This is a genomic window from Rugamonas brunnea (assembly GCF_014042345.1).
Lineage (GTDB): Bacteria > Pseudomonadota > Gammaproteobacteria > Burkholderiales > Burkholderiaceae_D > Rugamonas > Rugamonas brunnea.
In genome coordinates this window covers 111,290-131,467 of sequence record NZ_JACEZT010000006.1, presented here as the reverse complement: position 1 = coordinate 131,467, position 20,178 = coordinate 111,290, and the positions used below count along the sequence as shown (strand labels likewise).

The 20,178-nt window shown below is 68.3% G+C and carries 17 protein-coding genes and 1 pseudogene; 10 read left to right on the top strand and 8 right to left on the bottom strand.

Features of this window, described 5'->3' with window-relative positions; all coding sequences use genetic code 11:
- Positions 1-62: 62 nt before the first annotated feature.
- The gene (locus H3H37_RS11120; RefSeq protein ID WP_182162363.1) at positions 63-1,511 is read right to left on the bottom strand and encodes a M20/M25/M40 family metallo-hydrolase; all 1,449 of its coding nucleotides are present in this window, start codon (positions 1,509-1,511) and stop codon (positions 63-65) included.
- Positions 1,512-1,714: 203 nt separating this feature from the next.
- Here H3H37_RS11120 and H3H37_RS11115 point away from each other — a divergent pair, with 203 nt between their 5' ends.
- Both H3H37_RS11115 and H3H37_RS11110 read left to right on the top strand, forming a co-directional pair.
- Positions 1,715-2,290, top strand: coding sequence for a GNAT family N-acetyltransferase (locus H3H37_RS11115; RefSeq protein ID WP_182162361.1), 576 nt, complete (start codon positions 1,715-1,717; stop codon positions 2,288-2,290).
- A 104-nt stretch (positions 2,291-2,394) separates the two neighbouring features.
- Entirely contained in the window at positions 2,395-2,871 is a 477-nt protein-coding gene (locus tag H3H37_RS11110; RefSeq protein ID WP_182162359.1) for a YMGG-like glycine zipper-containing protein, read from the top strand.
- 68 nt (positions 2,872-2,939) lie between these two features.
- On the opposite strand, the gene H3H37_RS11105 is transcribed toward H3H37_RS11110, so the two are convergent.
- The gene (locus H3H37_RS11105) at positions 2,940-3,605 is read right to left on the bottom strand and encodes a hypothetical protein (RefSeq protein ID WP_182162357.1); all 666 of its coding nucleotides are present in this window, start codon (positions 3,603-3,605) and stop codon (positions 2,940-2,942) included.
- A gap of 445 nt (positions 3,606-4,050) precedes the next feature.
- Here H3H37_RS11105 and H3H37_RS11100 point away from each other — a divergent pair, with 445 nt between their 5' ends.
- The 7 genes from H3H37_RS11100 to H3H37_RS11070 all read left to right on the top strand — a co-directional run bounded on the left by H3H37_RS11100 (position 4,051) and on the right by H3H37_RS11070 (position 13,222).
- The gene (locus H3H37_RS11100) at positions 4,051-4,425 is read left to right on the top strand and encodes a four-helix bundle copper-binding protein (RefSeq protein ID WP_182162355.1); all 375 of its coding nucleotides are present in this window, start codon (positions 4,051-4,053) and stop codon (positions 4,423-4,425) included.
- A gap of 99 nt (positions 4,426-4,524) precedes the next feature.
- The gene (locus tag H3H37_RS11095; protein WP_182162354.1) at positions 4,525-5,565 is read left to right on the top strand and encodes a serine/threonine-protein kinase; all 1,041 of its coding nucleotides are present in this window, start codon (positions 4,525-4,527) and stop codon (positions 5,563-5,565) included.
- Positions 5,562-8,195 carry an FtsW/RodA/SpoVE family cell cycle protein gene (locus H3H37_RS11090; RefSeq protein ID WP_229218781.1) on the top strand — a complete coding sequence of 878 codons (2,634 nt, stop codon included), beginning with the start codon at positions 5,562-5,564 and terminating at the stop codon, positions 8,193-8,195. Before H3H37_RS11095 ends, H3H37_RS11090 begins: the two co-directional genes overlap by 4 nt.
- Before the next feature lie 12 nt (positions 8,196-8,207).
- Positions 8,208-9,863: a hypothetical protein gene (locus H3H37_RS11085; protein ID WP_182162352.1), complete on the top strand. Its 1,656-nt coding sequence runs from the start codon at positions 8,208-8,210 to the stop codon at positions 9,861-9,863.
- 20 nt (positions 9,864-9,883) lie between these two features.
- Positions 9,884-10,441: an SH3 domain-containing protein gene (locus H3H37_RS11080; protein WP_229218780.1), complete on the top strand. Its 558-nt coding sequence runs from the start codon at positions 9,884-9,886 to the stop codon at positions 10,439-10,441.
- Complete coding sequence (locus tag H3H37_RS11075) at positions 10,438-11,496, top strand: PP2C family protein-serine/threonine phosphatase (protein WP_229218779.1); 1,059 nt, start codon at positions 10,438-10,440, stop codon at positions 11,494-11,496. The genes H3H37_RS11080 and H3H37_RS11075 overlap by 4 nt, the downstream gene beginning before the upstream one ends.
- A gap of 175 nt (positions 11,497-11,671) precedes the next feature.
- Complete coding sequence (locus H3H37_RS11070) at positions 11,672-13,222, top strand: FHA domain-containing protein (protein WP_182162348.1); 1,551 nt, start codon at positions 11,672-11,674, stop codon at positions 13,220-13,222.
- 33 nt (positions 13,223-13,255) lie between these two features.
- Here the strand turns inward: H3H37_RS11070 and H3H37_RS11065 are convergent, their stop codons facing one another.
- The 5 genes from H3H37_RS11065 to H3H37_RS11045 all read right to left on the bottom strand — a co-directional run bounded on the left by H3H37_RS11065 (position 13,256) and on the right by H3H37_RS11045 (position 18,700).
- Positions 13,256-14,914 carry a methyl-accepting chemotaxis protein gene (locus H3H37_RS11065; RefSeq protein ID WP_182162346.1) on the bottom strand — a complete coding sequence of 553 codons (1,659 nt, stop codon included), beginning with the start codon at positions 14,912-14,914 and terminating at the stop codon, positions 13,256-13,258.
- Between the two features lie 83 nt (positions 14,915-14,997).
- Positions 14,998-16,785 carry a sigma-54-dependent Fis family transcriptional regulator gene (locus tag H3H37_RS26135; protein WP_311197456.1) on the bottom strand — a complete coding sequence of 596 codons (1,788 nt, stop codon included), beginning with the start codon at positions 16,783-16,785 and terminating at the stop codon, positions 14,998-15,000.
- Between the two features lie 237 nt (positions 16,786-17,022).
- The gene (locus H3H37_RS11055) at positions 17,023-17,901 is read right to left on the bottom strand and encodes a pirin family protein (RefSeq protein WP_182162342.1); all 879 of its coding nucleotides are present in this window, start codon (positions 17,899-17,901) and stop codon (positions 17,023-17,025) included.
- Between the two features lie 4 nt (positions 17,902-17,905).
- Entirely contained in the window at positions 17,906-18,304 is a 399-nt protein-coding gene (locus tag H3H37_RS11050; RefSeq protein ID WP_182162340.1) for an OsmC family protein, read from the bottom strand.
- Positions 18,305-18,412: 108 nt separating this feature from the next.
- The gene (locus H3H37_RS11045; protein WP_182162338.1) at positions 18,413-18,700 is read right to left on the bottom strand and encodes a DUF1330 domain-containing protein; all 288 of its coding nucleotides are present in this window, start codon (positions 18,698-18,700) and stop codon (positions 18,413-18,415) included.
- Between the two features lie 116 nt (positions 18,701-18,816).
- Between H3H37_RS11045 and H3H37_RS11040 the strand changes: the two are divergent.
- Positions 18,817-19,434, top strand: a pseudogene (locus tag H3H37_RS11040) (LysR family transcriptional regulator); the annotation flags it as partial.
- A 339-nt stretch (positions 19,435-19,773) separates the two neighbouring features.
- Here the strand turns inward: H3H37_RS11040 and H3H37_RS11035 are convergent.
- A complete protein-coding gene (locus H3H37_RS11035; RefSeq protein WP_182162336.1) occupies positions 19,774-20,118 on the bottom strand; it encodes a zinc ribbon domain-containing protein YjdM in 345 nt (114 codons plus the stop codon).
- Between the last annotated feature and the right edge of the window lie 60 nt (positions 20,119-20,178).

Here is a 20,178-nt window from a genome sequence, read left to right as displayed (position 1 = left end):
CTACAGACTAGCACGAAGCAACGCCACGTGGCGGCGCGCAAGGTCAAGCCAGGCGCTGGCGCCTACGGCTTGGCCACGCGGCCGATGGGCTGGTCGGTATTGGCCAGGAACCAGGTCAGGGCCGACATCACGGCCACGTGGCGGCGCAGGTCGTCCGGGTTGACTTTGTCGAGCGTGTCGGCCGGGGTGTGGTGGTAGTCGAAATAGCGATGGGTATCCACCTGCGGCTCGAACACGGGCATGCCGGCCTGCTCCAGCGGGGACAGGTCAGCCGCGCCCAGCTCGTCGCGGCGGGTAAAGACGCCGGCGCCGATGGGCTCCAGCGCCGCCATCAGGGGCGCGAACAGCGGCTCCGCCTTGGGCCCCACGCTCGACAGCACGCCGAACGGCCGGCCGGAACCGCCATCGCTCTCGATGCCGGCCACCTGCTGGTCCATGTGGTCCTTGTTGGCGGCGAAATAGGCCTTGCCGCCACGGGTGCCGTTCTCCTCGTTCATCCAGGCGACCATGCGGATGGTGCGGCGCGGCTGCAGCTTGAGCTGCTTGAGCGTGGCCAGCACGCCCATGGCGCCGGCCACACCGGCGCCATCGTCGTTGGCGCCGGTGGCCAGGTCCCAGGAATCGAGGTGGCCGGACACGATCACCACTTCATCGGCCTTGTCGCTGCCGGGCAGGTCGGCGATCACGTTGTAGCTGTCGGCGTCGGGCAGGGTTTGCGGAGTCAACGTGAGGTGCATCTTCAGCGGGCCGCGCGCGAACAGGCGCCCCATCAGCAGCGCGTCCTCCGTGGTGACGGCGGCGGCCGGGATGCGGGCCTTGTCGTCGAGGAAGGTGGCGCCCGTGTGCGCGATGCGGTAGTCGGCGCCGCCCACGGAGCGCACCAGCGCCGCCACGGCGCCCAATTCAGCCGCCTTGCGCGGGCCGTTGACGCGGTAGTTGGCGCCCTGCCCGTAAGCCGGACCGGCCAGGCCACGGTCAGCCATCTGCTGGTCGAACGCCACGTCGAACAGCACGATGCGGCCCTTGACGTCGGCCGCGCGGGCCTGCAGCTCATCGAAACTGTGCACCACCAGCACCGGCGCCGTGAGGCCGGCGGCCGGCGTGGCGCCCGAGCCGCCCAGGGCCGTCAGCACCACGCGCTGGGTGATGCCAGCCGGACGGCCCGCGTACTCGACCAGTTCGGCCGACTCGGCGCCCCGCACCCAATGCGGCACCTTGACCGGCTGCAGCGTGACCTTTGCGCCCAGCTTGCGCATGGCCTCAGCCACCTGCTCCACGGCCGCCGCCGCGCCGGGCGAGCCGGACAGGCGCGGGCCCACCAGGTCGGTCAAGTCGGCCAGGCGATCGTAGGCCCAGTTGTCCTGCATGGCGCGGTCGCGAATGGCGGCCAGCGTGGCGCTATCGTTGGCCGGGGCGGCCAGCGCGGGCAAGGCGGCGGCGCCCAGCAGGCAGCCGGCCAGCATGGTCAGTACGGGCTTGTGGCCCAGGGCGTTCTTGAAAACGGTGTGCATGCGTATCCTGTCTCTCGGGTGTGGAATGGAACGTTTCATGATTGATAATTTTTCCCCTGCGGATGACGGGGGATAGCAACAATAGCCTATTTGATTATTTTTCGCAGCAACCATTACATTTTGACCATCCCCGAAGCCCCGTTGATTCGGCGGCAAGCTTGCCTTACCATGGGGACTCGTGCCCAGCCAGGAAGGAAGCGTCCATGCTCAAAGGGAAACTGTGCACCGTGCGCCATCTGCTCACGGCCGACCTGAACACCTTCATCGCGCTGGTCAACGACCTGCCCTCGCGCGGCGATTACTTTTCCAGCCAGTTCAAGTCGCCCGAAACCATGCGCAAGGAATTCATGCAGAACGGCTTCGCGTCCGAGGACAGCGAATTGTTCGTCATCGAGGACCTGGCCCACCACATCGTCGGCGTGATCACCCATTTCAAGGCGCGCACGCCCACCATGCGCGAAATCGGCTACCGGCTGTTCGATCCGGCGCTGGCCGGGCGCGGCTACGTGACCGAGGCCTGCACGCTGCTGATCGACTACCTGTTCAACGTGAGCCAGTACCACAGGCTGGAACTGATGACGGCGCCCGAGAACAAGGCCTCGGTGCGCGTGGCCGAGAAATGCGGCTTCACGGCCGAAGGCACGCTGCGCCAGTCCTTCTTCATCAACGGCAGCTTCCGCGACGTGACGCTGTACAGCCTGCTGCGCCCGGAATGGGAGGCCCGCCGCGCCGGCCTGACGGGAATGCCGGAAAATGTTACACGGCTTCCCCGAATGTAAGAATGTGTATAAGGCATGGTGGTTTTTTTGCCGGACGATATAGTGAAGCTCATACGACGGCCAAACTGATCATCCCGATAGTCGCCGATGCAAGGAGAATCACCATGTTGAGCAAGAAAATCCTGGGTGCGGTCACGCTGGCCGCGATGGCAATCTCGTCTGCCGCCATGGCCGGCGACCGGGACTTCAACACGGCGGCCGGCGCGGTGATCGGCGCCGCAATCGGCAGCAACGCGGGCGGCCGCGACGGCGCCATCGTCGGCGGCCTGGTGGGCGCGGCCGTGGGCAACAGCATCAGCACGGACGATCGCGGCTACCGCCGCGGCTATGTCGAAACCCGGGTCTACAGCCAGCCGGCGCCCGTGTACTACCAGCAGGCGCCCGTCTACTACGCACCGCCACCGCGCTACTACGGCCCGCCGCGCGTGGTCTACGTGGAACCGGCGCGGCCCTACTACCGCGAATATCGCGAGTACCGTGGCCACGGCTACTACGAACATGAACATGAACATCATCGTGGCTACGACCAGGGTTACGAACGGGGTTACGAGCGAGGCTACGAGCGCGGTTACGGCCGCTGATCATTTCGCGCCGCACACCCCGGCGGCCATGGCCTGACGCTAGCAGCGTCAGGCTTTTTTTAGGTTCTTCACGGATTGCCGGGAACGCGTTTTTGAGCCCGGCGCTTGCGGCGAGCACTTCTTCCGGCACCATGCTCGCGTTGCTTGCCTTCGTTTTGCACCCTCGCCGCCATATCGGGTGGGCGGACCGCCTGTTTCTTCGGCTTGAACTGGGGTTTTGCGGCGCGCTTCGCACGGCTCGCCGGCACCGGATGTGGTGCTGTGGCCCGATCGGCTGTCGGCGCATCGCCGTTGAACAGGCGTGAGATCGCCGCGTTCTGCCGTGCCCGGCGTACATCGGCCAGCAGCCATTGCTCACTGCCGGGAAAGCGCAGCCAAACAGCCTTCCACGCGTTGCGGTTGCCACACCCTTGCTGGTTGGCGAAGCCGGACGGCGAGACGGTCCGCCCGTCGCACACGATATCGTCGCCTTCCACCACGGCGAAGCTGGGTATTCCCCCGAAACTGGCACGCAACCTGGTACCTTCCGGGAGGAACAGTTGCTTCCATTGATACCCGCCCGCATCCATGTCCGCCGGCCGCTGGCGCGTTGCCGATGCCGGTTTGATGAAGGCGCGGATGGCCTCGACGATGACTGGTTCCAGCTCGGGGGCCGACCACCAATGACCGGAGTGATCCCCCAATGCTTCCAGTACATCGGAGGGCAAACGAACCTGCTTATAGTAGACAGCCATGGTGGTACTCCCGGTGAGGGCGGTTCTATAAACGCAGCTAATCCTTGCGAGGGACCACTGCAACGCGCTATCGCGCACTAAAAAGACCGCTGCGGCAACACTATATTCCGCTAATCGGCTATATAGTCTTTAGAGGCGTTCCGTGCGCTTTAGTTCCGCGATTTGCCACGAATCAGATCAGAATCGTGGCAGCTATAACGATCTACTAGTGAATCGCGCGATTTAGAAAAGCCGAAAGAAAAAGAGAGGACCACCCTGAGTCCTTCGGCTTGCGATCAGTGAGGGAGCCGAAGCGCCTGGAGCTCCCGCTAATCCGTGAAGAACCTTTTTTTTGCGCGCCAACATTTTGCAACCGTCTTTTCCGCTCCGTATGGTGCGGGGCAGTCAAACCAAGCGGTGCTAAGGTGACCGGACATGTTGAATATGGATCAAGAAGGAGCAGATCATGCAACAGAACCGATACCAATCATGCATCGAAGCATGCACCGAATGTGCGAATGCCTGCGATATGTGCGCGGCCGCCTGCCTGGGCGAGGAAATGGTCGGCCCCATGACGCGCTGCATCGCGCTCGACGTGGACTGTGCACAGTATTGTCGTCTCGCCGCCGGGATGATGGCCCGCGACAGCGAAGCCGCAGACCTGATGTGCCAGACCTGTGCCGAACTTTGCACCATGTGCGGCGATGAGTGCGGCAAGCACCGCGCCGCCCATTGCCAGGATTGCGCGGCGGCGTGCCGCCGTTGCGCGGCAGCATGCCGCCAAATGGGGGCCATGACGGCGGCCCGGCGTTCGACATCGGCCGGCATCACCGCGCACTAGGCGGCGCGCGCAACCGGGCCGGCGTGTCCGATAACGCCCCGCCCTTTTCCGCCTCCCCCCGCTACACCCGCATGACGGCACGGTGCCGGCGGGGGAATCATGACGGACACGATCATCACCTTGGAACTGGGGCACTACCGGCTGCGCGAGCAAATCGGCGGTTCGGCCTACGGCGTGATCTGGCGCGCCAGCGGGCCGCGCGCCACGCGCGACGTGGCCATCAAACTGATCAACAAGGAGCAGATGGCGCGCGCCCTGCCCGAACAACGCGCGCGCTGGATCGACAGCGCCCGTAACGAGATCGCCTTCCTGCAATCGCTGGAGCCATGGGACGAGCGCCACATCGTGCGCCTGCTCGACAGCGGCTGGCACGACGGCCTGCCCGTGCTGGCGCTCGAACTGATGGGCAGCGACCTGGCCCGCCACACCACCACCCTGAAAGCACGCGGCGAAACCGTTCCGCTGCCGCAGTTGCTGGACTGGATCGCGCAACTGAACCAGGCGCTGGCCAAGGTGCATCAGTACGGCTGGCGCTACCTGGACCTGAAGCCGGCCAACGTGCTGCTGGACCCGCAACTGGCCACCGTCAAGCTGGCCGATTTCGGCACCAACCGGCCACTCGACCACGCACAACCCCATTCCTACGCCGGCACCGCCAACTGGCAGGCACCGGAACAGTTCTTCCCGGGCGCCGACGGCGGCTACGCCACCGATGCGCGCAGCGACTACTTCTCGCTGGGCGCCCTGTTCTACTACCTCGCCACCGGCGGCGAGCCGCTACGGTTCTGCAGCGACTGCGGCCACGCCTACCGCGTGCACCACACGGCCGGCGCCGGCGTGCTGCGCGACGCGCACGGCGGCGCCATCCCGCCCGCCTTGCCGGAGGACGAGGCCCAGCACTTCGGCGACGCCATCGCGCGCGCGCGGCCGCAAGCGCGCGCGCCGGCCCTGCAACTGCTGCGCGCCCTACTGGCCACCGATCCCGCGCTGCGGCCCCGGCACGCGGTGCAGGTCAGCCGCCTGCTCGACGCCATCCGCCATACGCTGCCACGGACCGCCATCCCCGGCCCGTATGAACTGAGCCACGGACTGGCCCGCCCCACCGCCGCCAATGGCTGGCGCACCATCCAGAGCGCATGATGGGCACCACCATGCCATTCGTGCGCCGGCAACCCGCACCTGAAGGCACGCCGGAAGATGCTGCGCACCGCCGCCAGCATGCCGGGCACAAGGCCAATCCGACCCGTCCGGCCCCTTCGCCACGGTTCCCCGCGCGCGCATGGCCCAGCCAGTGCATGCAAACCTGCCGTGCCTTCCTGAACGCGCTCGCCCGCAACGGCGCACGCGCCGCCGTAGCCCTGCTGGTCGCGTTACTGTGCGCCTTGCAGGCATGGGCGCTGTGGCGCGCGCCGCCCGCCTGGCTACCAGCCACCATCAAGGTGATGCTGGCGCCGGGCGAGAGCGTGACGCTGGGACGGCATGAACTGGCGGCCCCGCAGGCCGACCCGGCCCACGTACTGCTGCGGCGCGATGCCAGCGGGGCGTGGATGCTGACCAACCTGAGCCCTTCCCGCCAGGTAGTGCTGCAGAACGAAGGCGGCGAACGGCGCATGGGCAGCGCCACCGTGCAAGACATGCGCGCCTTCCAGATCAACGACCGGCGCTTCACCATCGAACAGTCCAGCACCGGCAGCGTGGCCTTCAGCATGGCTGGCCAGCATTGGCGCTACGACGGCGCCACGCTGTACCGCGATGGCCAGCTGCAGCCACCCTGCCCCGATGCGCGCCTCGGTGCGCGGCTGATGGCGCACTGGAACCGCTGGGCGCCAGCCCTGCTGACGGTGCCCCATCCCCTCACGTTCGGCGGCAACCTCCATTGCGCCAACCGCCTCGGCTTGCCGGACGTCACGCCGGGCGCCGCGCGGCTGGCGCGCGAGGATGGACAGCTCGTGCTCAGCGCCGGCAATCCGGACGGCGCGCCTGCCGCCGTCCAGGCGCTGCGCGATGGCGAGTCCGCCGACCTGCGGCGCCAGGAAGTGCCGCTCGCCTCGGTGCGCGCCATCATCGTCGGCCACACGCGCTTCAGCCTCGCCATCGCCGGCAACGAACTGGCCATGACGCCCAGCCGCCGCATCGCGCTGTACAGCATGCCGCAAGCGCGGTTGCCGGCGGCTGTCGAATGGCGCTGGCAATTGCGGGATCTCTGGCACGGGGACGGCGACCGGATCGTTGCCGCGACACTGGCCGTTGGAGCAGCCGGCTTGTGCCTGGTGTTCGCCATCCGCATCGCTGCCAGCCTTGCCGCCCGCCTTGCCAGTCGTTTTGCCGCCCGTTTCTCCACCCGCTTTGCCGCCCCCATCGCAGCCCGCCGTGCCGGCCGCTTTGTTCCCGACACCCGCAGCCTTGCGGCCACGGGAATCCATTGGCGCACGGCGCCGCAATGGTGGTCCGTCAGTTGCCTGTTGGCCGGCGGCGCGGCGGCGCTGGTGCTGCAACGGGCCGGCCATCCCCCCAGCGCCGCCAGCGCGCTGCTGCTCGCGTGCTGTGCGCTGGCCATGGGGCTGCTCGCGCCGGGTCGCCTGTCGCCGCCCTTCGCCGCCGCCGTCATCCTGCTGGCGGCGGGACTGCTGGCGCAACTGGAACTGGGGCTGGGTGCGGATGAATCATCATGGCTACGCTACTACCAGAAGAGCGCCGCCATGCTGGCTGTCGGCACCGCGCTGGCCACCGCATGCCGTCTGGCGATGGGGTCCCTGGCTAGCCATCTCCGCCAACGCGGCGTGGAGTGGCTGTTGATGCTGCTCGCCGCCGTGGCGCTGGCAGCACTGGCGGCCCAAGTGCTGTGGGGCGACGAGACCGGCGTCTTCGACCTGCAGCCTGTGGAACTGGCCAAGCTGGCCCTGACCGCCCTCACCGCCCACTGCCTGGCCTTGCGCTTTGGCTGGCAGCGCGGACCGCATGATAGTCCCGGCCGCGCCATGCGCTGGCTGCAACTGGCTGCGCCCGCCCTGCTGTTCCTGGCGCTGCTGGGCCTCGCGCTGGTACAGGTGGACGATTATTCGCCGCTGATCCTGCTGCTGGTGTGGAGCACGTCCATGGCGCTGGCCTATGCCGCCGCCGCGCGCAACGGCAAGCTGGCGGCGGCCCTGGCGCTGCTGGTGCTGGCCGTCATCGCCGCCATCGCCTGGCTACGGCTAGCTGGCACCGATGACCTGATCCGCTGGGGCTTCTACGCCGACCGCTTCCTGGTCTGGCTCAATCCGGCCGAGCATCCGCACACGGGCCAGCAACTGCTGCTGGGCGCGCGCGCCATCGCCGACGGCGGCTGGTGGGGCGCCGACCACCTGTCCGGCCTGCGCACGCTGGGCCAGCCATTGGGCGCCGTACTGCGCATCCCCGCCGTGCAGGACGACTTCGCGCCATCGTTCTTCCTGAACCGCCACGGGCTGGCAGCGGGCCTGCTGCTGTGGACCGTGCAGGCCGCGTTCGTGACCGGCATCGCGGTGACGGCAGCGCAGCGCCTGGCCGCCGCCGATGCCGCCCGCCACCACCGCGCCGCGTGGGCCGGGCGCTGGGCCTATTTCGCCCTGTGCGGCGGCGCCGCGTTCACGCTGGGCCACTTCCTGCTGTCGTGGGGCACCAACCTGGCCATCTTCCCCATCATGGGCCAGCCCATGAGTTTCCTGTCCGCCGGCGGCAGCCACCTGCTGTTTTTCCTGTGCCCCCTGCTAGCACTGGTCGGGGCCAGCGCGCCGTCATCTGAGATCTGAGGAGAACCCATCATGCCGATCTATGTTCAACACCAAGTCCTGGGCCGGATACCGGACGTCTTCAACGCCGAGGCGATCTGGCAAGCGCCGGGGCTGGCGCTGTTCGCGCGCCGCCCGCTGTTGCGCGACCTGCTGGAGCGCTGCCCGCGCGAACACCGGGGCCGCGCCGCCACGCGCTGCTTCTCGCATGTGACGCTGATGCTGCCGCAGGAGGAAGTCGACGACGACTACCACCTCACGCGCGGCGCCCGCGCGCGCGACCTGGCCCAGACGCTGGCGGCCCTGCACCAGAAAGACTTCGGCGACCTGCTGGGCGCCGACCAGGTGCGCTACGACGTGGTGGGCGCGGACGCGCTGGCGCCCGGCCAGATCGAAGTCAAATTCGGCCACGCCGTCTACCTGCCGGCGCCGGACGAGAAGATCCTGTTCAACGTCAGCGTGTCGCGCGACAGCGCCGTATGGCATCCCGTATGCCCGGTCTATCCCGACCAGCGGCTGGTGCTGATCGGCGCCGACGCCAACGAAGCCAGTTGCGCCGCCCCCGGCTGGCCATTCGGCCCGGACGGCGCCATCCTCATCATCAACGATGGCCCGGACGCGCCGCCCACCGTGCAGATGCGGCCCAAGGACGCCTTCGATTGCCACTTCGACCCGCGCAGCGGCTACTACACGATCAAGTCCGCCACCGGAAGCATCAATGGCGGCGCCGGCGGCCCGCGCCTGCTGCTGAAAATCACGCGGGTCGGCCCCAGCCCGGCCACCACCAGCAACAGCGCCAACAACAACGCCACCTTGGCCACTAGGGCGACCATGGCCGCACCGCCCATTCCGGCCACGCCATCGCCCTCGCGCAACGGCATCAAGCCGGCGGTCTGGCAAAACCGCTCGGCCAGCCGTTCCGCGCCACCAGTTCCAGTCTCCGCCCCCGCGCCCGCCGCAACCGGCGACCTCACGGCGCTGCCCATCAGCCACAGGTCCGCGCCCCGTCCAGCCGAAAGTGAAGCCACGTATGCGCCAGCGGCCCAGCAGCGCGTCAGCCTGGTGGCATTGGCCCTGCCGCGCCTGAGCCGCTACCGCGACACGGGCGCCAGCGCACTGGAACTGCCGTTCGACACCGCGCTGGCCATTGCGCACGAAGCGGCGGCAGCGATCACCTTCGGCGTCACGGCCGGCGACGAGATCTATGCCCGCACGGCGGCCGGCCGCCAGCGCATCACTGCGCCCGCCACCTTCAACCCAGTCGATGGCCGCAGCATGGCACTGCTGGCGGTGGCGCCCGAGATGGCCGAACGCTATTGCGCGCTGCTGTCACTGGCCCAGCCGCTCACGGCGCCGGTGGCCGCCGGCGCGCGCTTCAGCTTTGGCCGTAGCAGCGCCATGCTGGCCGCGCTGCGGGTGCTCGATTCACCGCGCTTCCTGCACCGCGATGCAGGCGCCGACGGCGCCAGCGCCGACCGGCTCGGGCTGTCGCGCACCGCGTTCAGTTTCGAGGCCACGCCGCAAGGCTACCGGATCGGCCGCCTGGCCCCGGCCCAGGCCCTGTTCCATCTGGATGACAAGCTGGCCTTCGTCACCACCATCGGCGAAGCGAGCGCCGACGCGCCCTACCTGCTGCCCGCCGGCCACCACCTGGCCGTGGGCCATTACGTACTGCGCTTCGAAGCATGAACACGGAGGCCAGCATGGACATGGCTAAACTCTACGGCGCAGGCGCCTTCCTGGCCGGTCTGGTGCTGACGCTGTTCCTGGCGTCCGTGCTGACGCCGCGCCAGTGGTGGCGCCGTCCCAACGCGCGTGCGCTGCTGATCCTCGTGGCAGGCAGTTGGGGCATCGGCAGCGTGATCCTGGCGCTGGCGCCCACCCCGTCGGCATGGCACGCAAGCTGGCTACAGGCGACGGTCCGCAACCTGGCCGCCAACAACGGCAAGAACGCATCCGACGCAGCTCACGCTACCGACACCACGACCAACCCAGCCGACGCAGTACGCGCCCCCGCCGTCATCCCCAACGCGCACGACAAGTCGCTCACGGCCACGGCCGGCCAGCCGTTCCAGACGCACCGCGCCTTGCACCTGCGGGCGGCTGCCGGCGTGAATGCGCCGCTGCTGGCCACGGTGCCGCCCGGCACCACCGTCACGCCCACGGGCGCGCGCGACGGCGACTGGTGGCAGGTGCGCGCCATGGCGGCCAATGACGGAAAGGTCGGCTGGGTCAGCAGCCTGTGGCTGCGCCGGAGCGGCGAATGAGGTGGCTGCGCAACGCGTCAGCTGTTGAGCGCCCACCGGCCCACCGCATGCACTGTCTGGCCGATGGCCTTGATTTCGGCCCCGGCCTGCAGGTGGCCGCCCGCAGCAGCGCCAGCGCCAGCGCCAGCCGGCTGATGGTGCCCGAGAACCAGGACAACGTGCTGCTGATCGACGCCAGCGGCCACGCCGTTCGCCTGGGCGGCGAAGCACCGCTACGCACGCGCGTTCCCGGCTGGCCCGCCGGCCATATGCGGCTGGCCGTGCTCGACGGCATGGGCGGTCACGGCAACGGCAGGCAGGCGGCGGAAGCTGTGGCCACGGCCTTGCTGGACGTGCCGGCCTGCCGCACGCTGGCCGCGCTGTCGTCCCACCTCGACGCGCTGCACGCCACGCTGCAGGCCCGCTTCCGCCAGCCCGGCGACGCCGATACTTTCCGCCGTCCCGGCACCACCCTCACCCTGCTGGAAATCGCGCCCGGCCAAGCGCCGCTGCTGTACCACGTGGGCGATTCGCGCCTGTACGAAGTGACGGCCGATGCCGCCGTGCCGCTCACCATCGACCACGTGCCGGCCACCGGCTACGCCATGCATGGGCTGCTGGGCGCGCACGAATGGTGGCAGCAAGTGCATGGCGAACACCGCTCGCAGATCGCCCAGGCCTTCATCCTCGGCAACGCCTTCGCCAACCCGCAGTTGCTGGACGATGACCTGCGCGCGCTGGATGAGGCCACGCTGCCGCCCTTCCTGCACCCGCTGGCCGACCGCCGTGCGCTGGTGACGCGCCCCGGCGCCCTGTACCTGCTGGCCACGGACGGCCTGTGGGCCTGCGAACAGCCGCAGCCGTGGCTGGCCCGCTGGCCCCATTTGCTGACGCACGGCACGGACACCGTCGACGAAGCGCTCACCTGCCTGTTCGAAGCCTGCATGGCCAGCCCGCCGCCGCAGTTCTACATCGACAACATGACCGCCATCGCCATCCGCTTCACCGGCGACAACACTGGCGAAAACATTGACCAGACCGCATTGCCCCATTCCATTCTGACCACATTTTGCTGAGCATCGTTGTTATATAAACAGCAAACCGGCGCAATCGGTCCACAAATCATGATCAGCCTGAGCTCGCCGATTGCCAAGCGGCGGCAAAAGCGCATAAACTCATGGGTATCCCGTCGGTCTGAATGCCATGAAAAAATGCAGTAACCCGCAGCACCCGCACTGCACGTACTGGGTCATGCCTGGGGAAGACGTTTGCGCGGGCGGCCACGCCCAAGCCGCAGCGCAACCCTCCAGCTACGACCTGCTCAGTGCTGTGCGCCATGCGCGCGCCGATCATCCGGCGGCGGCGCAGGCGGCTGCCCGGCCTGCAAGCCAACCCGGCACCGGCACACCGGCCGCCCACACCAACACCAACGCTAACGCTCCCTCCGCCGCCGACCTGGCCCCGGCCTACGCCCGCACGCTGGTGCGCGCCCAGGCCGAGCGTCCCCAGCTCCACATCAGCGGCTTCGACCCGCGCGCCGCCGGTGGCCGCCAGACCCTGAAAATGGAATTGCGCGGCATGCCGCAAGGCTGCGCGCCGCAGCTGGACTTGCGGCTGCAGTCGGACCTGATCCCGCACAGCGCCGCGCGCCAGCAGATGGTGCGCTCGACCCATGGCGACTGGCGCCCCGTATTCGTGGAATTCTCGTCGCGCGGCATGGAACATGGCCAGTACCAGATCAGCATCGAGGTGCTGAGCCAGCACCCGGAACTGGCGTCGCGCAAATGGGTGTGCACCTTTGTGATCCTGGTGCCCCGGCCCGACGCCACGCTGACGGAGATCCACCGCATCTTCCTGTCCACCCACAAGAACGTGCGCGTGATGGCGGACGACGCCTCCATCGCGCGCGTGAGCGCGCAAGGTGGCGACCGGCTCGACATCGACGTCACGGCCCGCAACGCCGGCATCGCCCACCTGGACCTGGGCGCGCCCCAGGGCAAGGTGGACCTGGGCTTTTCCACCATCGCCTGGGATGAGGACCTGATCGAGATCGACATGCCGGCCACGTCGGCCTTGCATCCGCACCCGAGCCGCGCGGCCTGCCTGGTGAACGCGGCGCCGGAAGCGGGCGCGCAGCGCCAGATCCGCCTGTTCGCGCTGGAGGAATGCGTGTTCGGCCGCTTCGAGCTGGTCGATCCCGAGGCCGACGCCCTGCTTACCCATTACACCGGCGACGGCCAGGAAACCAACGGTCTCACGCGCCGCCTGTCCGGCCGCCACGCCGTGATCCGCCGCACCAGCCATGGTTTCGAGATCGAGGACGTGTCGCGCTACGGCCTGCTGCTGGACGGGGTCTGGCCCGGCAAGCACAAACCGACGCCGCTGCGGCTGGGCATGCGCATCGAACTGAGCGCCAGCATCAGGGGCATCGTGGTGCTGACCGTGTCGGCCATCCTGCCGCACGCCGTCGTCCTGCACCGCATCGACGAGGGCGCGCGGGCTGAATGCTTCTACCTGGTGGCGCCGGAAACCCATCCCGGCTACCCGATGCCGTCCTACGCCAGCACCCCGCTGGCATCCGCGCTGCCGCTGCTGCTGCACCACGACGGCGGCTTCTGGCACCTGGACCAGTTAAGCGGCAAGGAGACGGCGCTGGCGCCCGCCACCTCGCTCGACAAGCTGACCCGCATCGCGCGCCACAACCGCTTCGCCAGCGAGCCTTATCCCGAACACTGGATCATCCGCACCGGCGCGGCAGGCCTGCACAGCACCATCGCCGCGCACGACCTGTCGACCGCCTGATTCCTTACCGATCGTATTGCCCGATAACCGGCATCAGCGCGCCGCGCGCGCGGTCGCGCCCTGCAACGCCGGACGCCCGGTGGTGAGCGCCGCGCTCCGGCCACTGGTGGCGCGGACCGGCGATGCTGGCGATGCCGGCGCTGCCGCAGCCTGCGGCGCAGCCGCCGTGGAGGTGGCCGCGTCCGAACGATAGCCGATGCGGAAGCCACCCCAATGCTTGCCCCGCACCATGATGGGCGCGGACAGGTCGTGCATCACCTCGCCCGTATCGCGCTTGTAGGTTTGCAGCAGGAAGGGCTGGGTATGCGAACCGCAGCGGGCGCCGATGCGGTCATCGAAGATGCGCTTGGTGCGGTTATGCACCAGGTCGTATTCCATGTCGCCCGTCAGCGCCTGGCTGAACTTGCGGTTATGGGTGGGGAAGTAGCCATGGTCGTCCACCGCGCCGGCGTAGGCCAGTTGCGGCAGCCGTTCCAGCACCGCTTCCTGGATCGCCGGCAGCACGCTGTCGGTGTAGGCGTCGAAGGCGGTGCGGTACTTGGGCGGGTTGGTGCCGGCGATCGGCGTGTAGCGCCGGTCGAACAAGGCTTGTTCGCTGATGACGCCGCACTTGAGCCCCTGCTCGAACAGTTCGCCCACTTCGCGCGCGGCCTGCTGGGCGGCGGCGCGGATGGCGTCGTGGGCGCCGGCCGAATCGGCGCCCGCGCCCGCATGGAACAGCGCCTCGGCGCGCTCGCTGAGCATCATGGCCGACTGCGAGGCGAGCGGCAGCTCGGCCTGGGTGTTAAGCATGCCGTCGCGGATCGCCTCAATGGCGCCGCCGATGGCGCGCGAGGCGTCCACGTGGCCACGCGAGGACGAGGCGATGCCCTGCACTTCCCCTTCAGCCGTGGCCGAGGCCTGGTCGATGGTCTGGAAGAAGGCGTGCACCTGTTCCACCTTGCCGCTGGCCGCCACCACCTTGCCGCTCAGCGCCTCCATGCCGCCGGCCGCGCGCTCGGCCTGTTCGCTGATGGCGCGCACCAGTTGGCCGATCTCGTTGCTCGATTCGCTGGTGCGCTGCGCCAGTTGTCGCACCTCGCCCGCCACCACGGCGAAGCCGCGTCCATGCTCGCCGGCGCGGGCCGCCTCGATGGCCGCGTTCAGGGCCAGCAGGTTGGTGCGCTGGGCGATCTGGTTGATGGTGTCGGTGATGGTGTGGATGGTGCGCGACTTGTCCTGCAAGGCCCGCATCAGGGCCACGGCCGCGTGGGCGTCGTCGCGGGCCTGGCTGATTTGCTCCATGCTCTGGTCGGCCTCGCTGCGGCCAGCCGTGCTGGCCTGCCGCACCTGCGCCGCCACGGCCGACGCGCGCTCGGCGTTGGCCGCGATCTGTTCCGTGTTGGCCGTGGAGCGGGCGGCGTGGCGCACGATCTCCTGCACGGCCTGCAGGTCATGCTCGACCTGCTTGCGGATGGTGTCGATGAAATGCGAGGTTTCGGCCGCGCCTATCATCATCTGGTCGATCATGGCGCCGCTGCTGGCCAGCAGTTCGCCGGGCGAGCCCGCGCCGCGCCCGCGCAGCAACATGCCGAGCCAGATGCCGCCGGCCGCCGACAACGCCGCCGCCAGCCGCGCCGGCCATGCCGCCCCGGCCAGCGTGCTGAAACCCAGCGCCAGCGCGGTGAACAAGGCCACCGTCCCCACTACCATCCACCGCCGCCGCGGAACCGATTGCGCATACATAGTCGTCTCCCACTATCTCGTTATGGTGTCGCACCCGGCCAGGGCGCGCTTCACGCGGCCGCCAGCCTGTCCATGCCAAGCTTGCGGTAGATCGTGTTACGCGAAATACCCAGGGCGCGCGCGGCGGCCGAGGTATTGCCGCCGTGCGCGGCCAGCGTGCGCTGGATCATCTGCAATTCCATCTGATCGAGCGCAAGCGCCGGTGCACCGTCATAAGAAGCAGCTTCCGTGCCCGCGACGGCCGGCGCCAGGTCGTCCATGAAATCGTCGGCCAGGTGATCGAGTCCGATTTCCTGGCCCGGCCCCGCCATCACGGCGGCCGTACGCAGCACGCTGCGCAACTGGCGCAGATTGCCGGGCCAGCGGTGGCGCTCCATCAGCCGCGCCACGTCCGGCGCCACCGTGCAGCCACTGCCCTCCTCGCACAGCACGCGCGCCAGCAGCGCGGGCAGGTCGGTGCGCTCGCGCAGGGCCGGCAGCTTGACCACCAGCCCGTTGAGCCGGTAGTACAAGTCCTCGCGGAAGGCGCGGGCCTCGATCTGTTCGCGCAGGTTGCGGTGGGTGGCGCAAACCAGGGCGATATCGACCGGAATCGAGCGGGCGCTGCCCAGCGGCGTGACCTGGCGTTCCTGCAACACCCGTAGCAGGCGCGCCTGCAACGGCAGTGGCATGTCGCCGATCTCGTCGAGGAACAGGGTGCCGCCATTGGCCAGCGCGATCTTGCCGGGGCTGCCCTTGCGGCGGGCGCCCGTGAACGCGCCTTCCTCGTAGCCGAACAGCTCCGATTCGATCAGCGATTCCGGGATGGAGGCGCAATTGATGGCCACGAACGGCTGCCGCGCGCGCGGCGAATCGCGGTGGATGGCCTGCGCCAGCCACTCCTTGCCGCTGCCCGTTTCGCCCGTGATGAGGACGGCGATGTCGGTGCCGGCCACCTTGCGCAGCTTGGCGATCACCTGCGCCATGCGGGCGTCGCCCGTGTCGAGCCGTCCCAGCGCCGTCTCCGCCAGCGGGGGCGGCAGGTCCGGCAGCCGGCCCAGCCCCGCCCGCACCCTGCGCGCAGGGCCGGCGCCGGCGGCATCGTCATCGGCTCCGCTGACGACACCGCCGGCGCAGGGCCGGTCCATCGTGTCACAGCTGTCCCAAAATTGCACACGGCAGTGCGCCACGCCGCCATCGCGCAAGCACAGCGTGGCCGGGCCGGGGGCGGCCATCCGGCAGCGTTCGGCCAGTTCGGCCAGCGTGGCGCCAAACAGCGAGGCAAACGTGTGGGAGGCCAGCGCGGCGCGCGGCAAGCCCAGTTGCGCCAGGCCGGCGGCGTTGACCATGACGGCGCGGCCGTCGGCGCTGCAACTGGCCAGCCCGTCCTGCAGCGTGCCGATGCAGGCGCCGCGGGCGTGGAAATGCAGCGTCAGGCCTTGCGGGGCCGAGGCGAGGAATAGTTGGCGTTCTATCATGTTGGCCGACATGCGGGCCAGCGCCAGCATGCACGGCTGGTCGCTGGCGCAATCGCCGAGGATGGCCAGCACGCCGCACAAGCGGCCCTGGCCGTCGACGATGGGGGCGGCAGCGCCGCCGGAGGCCTCATGCTGGCATGGCGGCGCGCATGCCCCCGCGCACGGCGCCGGCAGGCACACCGGGTCGGGACCGGCCAGCGCGGCACGCAGCGCGCCGTCCGGGCCGGCCGCCCGCTGCGCCAGGGCGGCGTCGCCCCGCACATGGAGCGGCTGTCCCTGGGCATCGGCCACCAGCACAGCCATGTCCTTGCCACAGAGTTGATGTTGCAGCAAATCTAATACGGGTAATGCATGTACGAACAGCAGACTGGGTGAGTTCATTGCGCTCTCGTGCTGCATCCTGCAAAGCGCGTTCGCTGGGCGCACTACCAGATGACAGTGTTAGTTAAGGAAAGTGGTTCCTGACACAATCACTGTACCCGCTAGCGACAACGCGAAACCTTGATCCAGATCAAGGCGCTTTTCAAGGATGGCCTTGACAGCAAACTACCAACAAACTGTCCATGACAGCCCCGCCCGAAGGCGGGCTCAGACGCATTGAGACGGAGTCAGACGCGCTCAAACAGGCATACGGGCCGGCAGCGGTATCCATTCCGTCTCGCCGGGCACGGGATCGAAGCGGCGCGCGGTCCAATCCTCGGCAGCCTGCTGGATGCGCTCCTTGCGCGAGGAGACGAAGTTCCACGACATGAAGCGCCGTCCTTCCAGCGGTTCGCCGCCGATCACCACGAAGCGCGCATCCGAGCCGGCCAGCACGCGCTGGGCGGCGGCCGTGTCGAGCAAGGCCATGGTGTGCAGCGCCAGCGGCACGCCATCCACTTCCAGCGCGCCGCTGATCGGATAGATGGCCGCTTCAGCCGGCAAGCCGGTCAGGCCCAGTTGCTGGCCCGCCTGCAGCGTCACGTCCAGGTACAAGGTCTGGCTGTAGGTGCGCACAGGCGAGGTTTTGCCGAACGCGCTGCCGATCAGCACCCGCACGCGCGCGCCCTGCACTTCCAGTTCGGGGATCTCGTCGGCGGCCGTGTGGCAGAAACTGGGCTCGTCCTCCTCGTGCGCCAGCGGCAGCGCCGCCCACAGTTGCAGGCCGTGCGTGCGGTGCGGCCGGTCCACCAGGTCCTTGGGGGTGCGTTCGGAGTGGACGATGCCGCGCCCGGCCGTCATCCAGTTGATGGCGCCCGGTTCGATGCGCTGCACGGAACCGATGCTGTCGCGGTGGTCCATCGCCCCTTCGAACAGATAGGTCACCGTAGCCAGGCCGATGTGGGGATGGGGACGCACATCGTGGTTGGCGCCGGGCGCCACATCCATCGGGCCGAAGTGGTCGAAGAAGATGAACGGGCCGACGGCCTGCTTGACGGCGGCCGGCAGGTAGCGCCGCACGATCAGGCCGCCGCCCAGGTCCTTCTCGTGGCCTTTTAATAAAGTGGCGATCGTCATGCGCTTACCCCAGCACCGTCGTCACTTCCGTCGTCACGGCCGTCATCAGCTTGTGGACCGGGCATTTCTGGGCCACGGCCAGCAGGTCGGCGCGCTGTTCGTCGGTCAGGTCGCCCGTCAGGTGCAGCGTGGTGGCCAGCCGGTAGGTCCCTTTGCGCTCCTCGCTCGCATCGCGCTCGCAGCTCACTTCCACCTGCTCCACCGGGATGCCCTTGCGCTTGGCGTACCACACCACGGTCAGCGCCTTGCAGGAACTGATGGCGGCGTCGTACAGGTCGTGCGGCGAAGGGCCCGCGTCGTTACCGCCTTCCTCCAGCGTGCCATCGGTGGAGATCAGGTGGTTGCGCACGTGGACGATGTGGCGCATGGGCAGGGACTGGTCGCGAATTACGGTGATGGTCATGGCGTTCCTTGTTGGGCAATGATTCAGAACCAACAATTTACACCGTTTGCGCGATTCGCGCCCGTCCCGGCGGCGGAATGGCGGCAACCGGTGCCGCCCTGCGCCGAATTACAACCCGTCGACCAGCATCATGTCCATGTGCGAGCCGCCCTGGCGCAGCTTGCGCAGCGGCAGATGCTCGGGGTCGGCGTGCCAGGCTTGCGCCTGCGCTTGGGTGGGGAATTCGATCATCACGGTCAGGCCATGCAGCAGCGCCTCGCCTTCAAGCTGGCCGGCCGGCGCGCGCGCCAGCAGCTTGCCGCCGTGCTTCTGGATCAGGGCCGGCATCTTCGCGCCATACTCCTGCTGCCAGTCGGTGTGATGTACAGTCAAAGCGCCAATCACGTATGCAGCCATGGGATTCTCCTTGTTTGGGTTGATAGGACGAGGCCATTATCAATCCGAACCAAAACTGTTGAAATAACCATACAATTACGAGAATCGAAACTTATTCTTCCGACTGTGACCAGCCTATGAGCGACAAACTGCGCAGCATGCAAGTGTTCGTCGTGGCCGCGACGGCCCACAGCCTGGCCGAGGCGGGCCGGCAGCTGGACATGTCGGCCGTCATGGTGGGCAAGCACGTGAGCGCGCTGGAACAGCAACTGGGCGCCAGCCTGCTGGAACGCACCACGCGCAAGCTGACCCTGACCGAGATCGGCGCCAGCTACCTGGAGCGCTGCCGCGACGTGCTGGCCAGCGTGGAGGCGGCCGACCAGGTGGCCGAAACCCTGCGCGCCGTGCCGCAAGGGAGCTTGCGCGTGACGGCGCCGGTGGCGTATGGCGCGCAGCGGCTGGTGCCCGTGATCCACGCCTACACCACCGTCTATCCGCTGGTGCACGTCGACCTGGTCCTGAATGACCGCGTGGTGAACCTGGCCGAGGAAGGCATCGACGTCGCGATCCGCTCCGGCAAACTGGCCGACACCGGCCTGATCGCACGCCCTCTGGCGCGCAGCCGCATGCTGGCCGCCGCCAGCCCGGACTACCTGCGCCGCCACGGCGTGCCGCGCCATCCGCTGGATCTGGAACAGCACAACTGCCTGTGGTTCGACACCTGGGGCGTGGACCACCGCTGGCGTTTCAGCCAGGGCGAGACCATGGTGGCCGTGCGCGCGCGGGGCAATTTCATCAGCAACCACGGCCACGCCTCTGGCGGCCGGGCTGGCGGGGATGGGCGTGGTGATGCAGAACGATGCGCTGCTGACCGGGCATCTGCTATCGGGGGCGCTGGTGCACCTGCTGCCGGAGTGGGAACTGCCCTCGCGCGCCGTCCACATCGTGCGCCGGCCGGAGCCGCGCCCCAGCGCCAAAGTGCGCAGTTTCGTCGATTTCGCCCTGGAGCGATTGGGCTGAAACAAATAAAAACGGCGGCCCTCAAGGCCGCCGTTCGTGTGCGTGTGCGTACGCGGCACCAGGCCGCGCTAAGCTCACACCACTTTCTTGACGAACTCCGACTTCAGGCTCATGGCGCCGAAACCGTCGATCTTGCAGTCGATGTCATGGTCGCTGTCCACCAGGCGGATGTTCTTGACCTTGGTGCCGACCTTCACGGTGCCGCCGCCGCCCTTCAGTTTCAGGTCCTTGATAACGGTCACGGTGTCGCCATCCTGCAGGATGTTGCCGACGGCGTCGCGGTACACCTTGGCGCCTTCTTCAGCCGCTTCGGCCGCTTGCGCGCTCCACTCGTGCGCGCATTCCGGGCACACGTACTGGCCGCCGTCCTCGTAGGTGTATTCGGAATGGCATTTGGGGCATGGAGGTAAGGCGCTCATCGTATTTTCCTGAAGTGTTGAGGCAATTGCGTCGGCAACTGCCGGCAAAAATCAGCATTA

Coding starts and splice junctions, on each gene's coding strand:
- H3H37_RS11120 (WP_182162363.1), bottom strand. CDS start 1,511: ATGCACACCGTTTTCAAGAACGCCCTGGGCCACAAGCCCGTACTGACC.
- H3H37_RS11115 (WP_182162361.1), top strand. CDS start 1,715: ATGCTCAAAGGGAAACTGTGCACCGTGCGCCATCTGCTCACGGCCGAC.
- H3H37_RS11110 (WP_182162359.1), top strand. CDS start 2,395: ATGTTGAGCAAGAAAATCCTGGGTGCGGTCACGCTGGCCGCGATGGCA.
- H3H37_RS11105 (WP_182162357.1), bottom strand. CDS start 3,605: ATGGCTGTCTACTATAAGCAGGTTCGTTTGCCCTCCGATGTACTGGAA.
- H3H37_RS11100 (WP_182162355.1), top strand. CDS start 4,051: ATGCAACAGAACCGATACCAATCATGCATCGAAGCATGCACCGAATGT.
- H3H37_RS11095 (WP_182162354.1), top strand. CDS start 4,525: ATGACGGACACGATCATCACCTTGGAACTGGGGCACTACCGGCTGCGC.
- H3H37_RS11090 (WP_229218781.1), top strand. CDS start 5,562: ATGATGGGCACCACCATGCCATTCGTGCGCCGGCAACCCGCACCTGAA.
- H3H37_RS11085 (WP_182162352.1), top strand. CDS start 8,208: ATGCCGATCTATGTTCAACACCAAGTCCTGGGCCGGATACCGGACGTC.
- H3H37_RS11080 (WP_229218780.1), top strand. CDS start 9,884: ATGGCTAAACTCTACGGCGCAGGCGCCTTCCTGGCCGGTCTGGTGCTG.
- H3H37_RS11075 (WP_229218779.1), top strand. CDS start 10,438: ATGAGGTGGCTGCGCAACGCGTCAGCTGTTGAGCGCCCACCGGCCCAC.
- H3H37_RS11070 (WP_182162348.1), top strand. CDS start 11,672: ATGCCTGGGGAAGACGTTTGCGCGGGCGGCCACGCCCAAGCCGCAGCG.
- H3H37_RS11065 (WP_182162346.1), bottom strand. CDS start 14,914: ATGGTAGTGGGGACGGTGGCCTTGTTCACCGCGCTGGCGCTGGGTTTC.
- H3H37_RS26135 (WP_311197456.1), bottom strand. CDS start 16,785: ATGAACTCACCCAGTCTGCTGTTCGTACATGCATTACCCGTATTAGAT.
- H3H37_RS11055 (WP_182162342.1), bottom strand. CDS start 17,901: ATGACGATCGCCACTTTATTAAAAGGCCACGAGAAGGACCTGGGCGGC.
- H3H37_RS11050 (WP_182162340.1), bottom strand. CDS start 18,304: ATGACCATCACCGTAATTCGCGACCAGTCCCTGCCCATGCGCCACATC.
- H3H37_RS11045 (WP_182162338.1), bottom strand. CDS start 18,700: ATGGCTGCATACGTGATTGGCGCTTTGACTGTACATCACACCGACTGG.
- H3H37_RS11035 (WP_182162336.1), bottom strand. CDS start 20,118: ATGAGCGCCTTACCTCCATGCCCCAAATGCCATTCCGAATACACCTAC.